Genomic DNA, 3,430 nt, shown 5'->3' with positions numbered 1-3,430 from the left:
GCTCGGGGCCGGGGCAGGGTCGTCCGCCGGGGTCCGGGCGGCGGCCGGGACGGGGTCCTCGGCGGCCGCGGCGCCGTCGTCGTCCTGGTCCGGAGTGCCGGGCGCGGCGGCGGCCTCCTCGGGGGCCGGGATGGGCTTCGGGGCGCCGCGGAGGCGCTCGAGCGCGGCGTGCGACTCCGAGGACGGGTCCTGCATGCTCACCCCTTCCGAGCCCGGCGGCGGCGGGCCACGACCCCCGCGATGATCAACCCTGCAAGGGTACCGAACACCATCCCCACCACGGCCGACGCCCACCACGGCAGGCCGGTGGTCCGGCCGGTCAGCCAGCCCAGCCCGACCATCCACCCGGACCACGCGAGCGAGCCCGCCCCGGAGAGCCACAGGAACACGGGCCAGCGGATGCCGCCGATCCCCGCGGCGGCCATCGAGGCCGTCCGCCCGCCCGAGACGAACCGCAGCACGGACAGCCCCGCGAGGCTGCCCGCGGGGCCCACCCGCACCAGCAGTACCCGGATCCCCCGGTGCACCCGGCGCCACCAGGCCCAGCGGTCCAGGCGGTCGGCGAGCCCGTGCCGGAACAGGGCGTACAGCCCCACGTCCCCGGCCCAGCAGCCCAGCCACGCCGTGAGCACCGCGGCGGCCAGGCCCACCCGGCCCTCGGCCGCGAGCGCGCCGGAGCCGATCACGAACACCTCCGAGGGCACCGGCGGGATCGGGGCGTCCAGGGCCACGAGCAGGGCGGTCAGCGGGTGGAACCACGCCCCGAGGGAGTCGAGCAGCGCGGACGGGTCCCACGCGCCGGCGCCGCTGGCCGCCGCGGCGCCCGCCCCCATCGTCGGGACGCCGCCGGCCACGGCGAACCAGGCCGGTGTCAGTACCGTCACCGGGGACGCTCCTGCAGCTGCGCCGGGGAGACGAACTCCCGCTCCCGGCCGGTGAGCGGATCCGTGAACCGCAGGGACCGGGAGAGCAGCTGCAGCGGGCGGGAGAAGTCGTCCGGGGCGGCGTCGAGCAGGTCCGGGTAGAACGGGTCGAAGGCGATCCCCAGGCCGAGGGCGGCCAGGTGGATGCGCAGCTGGTGGGTGCGGCCGGTGCGCGGGGTGAGCCGCAGGTGCGCCACGCGCCGCCCGGCCAGCGTCCCCGCCGACTCCCCGACCCCGAGCACCTCCACCCGGGACTCCGCGTTCGCCCCGGCGTGGGCCGCGTTGGACCGGCGGGTGCGCACCGGCGCGCCCGCGCGCCGTCCCGAGGCGGCCGCCGGGACCTCCTCCACCACCGAGCGCAGGACGCCCTTGTCCTTGCGGATCCGGCTGCGCACCGTCAGCGGGAAGCGCCCCAGGACCGGACCGTCGTCGTCGGCGTCCGGGGGCAGAGCGCTCACGGCCTCGTAGGTCTTGGCCACGGCCCGCCGCTCGAAGAGCAGGTGGTAGGCGCCGCGGGTGGCGGGGTCCACGGAGAACATCACGACGCCGGCGGTCGCCCGGTCCAGCCGGTGCAGGGGCACGAGGTCGTCCACGCCGAGCTCGTTGCGCAGCCGCACCAGCGCGGTCTCCTGCACGAAGCGCCCGCCCGGGGTGGTGGGCAGGAAGTGCGGCTTGTGGATTACCACGAGGTGCTCGTCCCGGTGCAGCAGCGTGTGCGCCACGGGCAGGGGATCCTCGTGGGGGACGTCCCGGTAGTACCAGAGGTCGTCGTGCACGCCCAGGGGCGTCGTCGGGGTGAGGGCGGTGCCGTCGGCGGCCACCACCTCGCCCGCCGCGAAGCGCGCCCGGATGCCGTCCGGGTCCACGTGGCCGAACCGGTGCAGCACGTAGTCCTGCGCGGTGTCCCAGCCGGAGGCGGGCAGGCGCAGGCGCGTGGCGTTCACGCCGTTGCGGGCAGGGAGGGGGGAGGGGACGGCCACGGACCCATCATCCCAGGCCCGCGCGGCCGACGGCGGCGGGGCGGCACCCCGCCGCCCCGCCGCCGTCGGCCAGGGTCAGGCGTGGCCGGTGGTCTCGTCGCCCTCGGCGGTGGAGCGGTCGTCGGGGGTGAGCACCGTGATGTTGCCGGGGCCGGGCTTGGTCTGCCCCGTGGCGCCCTCGGGGATCCGCGCGCCGACGTCGGCGATCACCGCGTCTAGGCGGGCGCCCGCGGGCACCGTGGCGGAGCCGAGCAGCACGGAGCGGTGGACCGTGGCGCCGGCCTCCACGACCACGCCGGGGCCGATCACGGACTCCGTCACGGTGCCGCGGACGCGGCTGCCGGGGCAGAGCATCGAGCCGTTGACCTCGGCCTCCGGGTGGATGAACGCCGGCGGGCGCGGGTGGAAGTTGGAGATCAGCGGCCAGCGCGGGTCGTCCAGGTCCAGGCCGTCCCCGCGCAGCAGGGCCATGTGGGCCTGGTAGTAGGCGTCGATCGTGCCGACGTCCTTCCAGTAGCCCTCGTGCCGGAACTCGTGCACGCGGCCGCGCTCCACGAGGGCGGGGATGATCGTCTCCCCGTAGTCGCCGAGCTGGGCGCCGGCGGGGTCGTCGTCGTCGACCTGCTCCTCCGAGGCGGAGTCCAGCAGCGACTCGATCACCTCGGTGAGCGCGTCCACGTCCGCCACGAACACCTCGGTGGCCACCACGTCCGTGGCGGGCTCGTCCGGCTTGTAGTCGTAGGCGGTGACGCGGCCGTCCGCGTCCGAGCTCACCACGCCGAAGCGCGAGGCGTCCTCGGCCACCTGCGTGGTGACCACGGTGAGCTCGGCGTCGCGCTCGCGGTGCCGCTCGAGCACGGGGCGCAGGTCCATGCGGTAGAGGTGGTCGGCGCTCATGATGACCACCGTCTTGGCGCCGAAGCGGCGCAGCGGGGCGAGCTGCTGGTGGATGGCGTGCCCGTTGCCCTGGGCGAAGCCCTCTTCGTCGCGGCCCTGGGCCGGGGGCAGCACGCGCAGGCCGTGGCGGGTGCCGTCGAGGTCCCACGGGCGGCCGCCGGCCACATGCTGGTTGAGGGTGAACGGCCGGTACTGCTCCACGATCCACGCGTCCTGCAGGCCCGAGTGGGCCACCGTGGTCAGCGCGACGTCGATGAGCCGGTACTGGCCCGCGAACGGCACGGCCGGCTTCGATCGGGCGTCCGTGAGCGGGGCGAGGCGGCTACCGCGGCCGCCGGCCAGGATCAGCGCGACGACGGCGCTGCGGGGGTCGTCGGGGAACGGGTCGGCCACGCGGGTCCTCCTGGGGGTCGGGGGCCGCGCCGAGCGGCCCTGCGGCGACGGGCGCCGTTCAGCGTAGGGCCGGCGCCGCCGCCGGGGCCACGGTTCGGGCGCGGCTCACCGCTGGCAGGTCGGGCACCACCACAGCTGCCGCGCGTCGTCCTCGGCGGAGCCGAAGTCCTCCTGGCGCACGCGCCCGCCGCAGCGTAGGCAGGGGGCGCGGTCGTGCCCGTGCACCCAGTACGACGG

General features: G+C 76.6%; 3 protein-coding genes and 1 pseudogene. All 4 read right to left on the bottom strand.

What is annotated here, in order from left to right:
* Positions 1-195, bottom strand: a pseudogene (locus NWP10_RS11055) (hypothetical protein); the annotation flags it as partial.
* Between the two features lie 2 nt (positions 196-197).
* Complete coding sequence (locus NWP10_RS11050; protein WP_258300946.1) at positions 198-884, bottom strand: DedA family protein; 687 nt, start codon at positions 882-884, stop codon at positions 198-200.
* Positions 881-1,903, bottom strand: a complete 1,023-nt coding sequence (locus NWP10_RS11045; protein ID WP_258300945.1) for a pseudouridine synthase — start codon at positions 1,901-1,903, stop codon at positions 881-883. The genes NWP10_RS11050 and NWP10_RS11045 overlap by 4 nt, the downstream gene beginning before the upstream one ends.
* Positions 1,904-1,978: 75 nt before the next feature.
* The gene (locus tag NWP10_RS11040) at positions 1,979-3,193 is read right to left on the bottom strand and encodes a glucose-1-phosphate adenylyltransferase family protein (RefSeq protein ID WP_158493420.1); all 1,215 of its coding nucleotides are present in this window, start codon (positions 3,191-3,193) and stop codon (positions 1,979-1,981) included.
* Positions 3,194-3,430 lie beyond the last annotated feature (237 nt).

The organism is Micrococcus sp. HG099, assembly GCF_024723355.1.
In the GTDB taxonomy this organism is placed as follows: domain Bacteria; phylum Actinomycetota; class Actinomycetes; order Actinomycetales; family Micrococcaceae; genus Micrococcus; species Micrococcus endophyticus.
The sequence above is the reverse complement of the archived record's forward strand: the minus strand, read 5'-3'. Positions and strand labels throughout refer to the sequence as shown.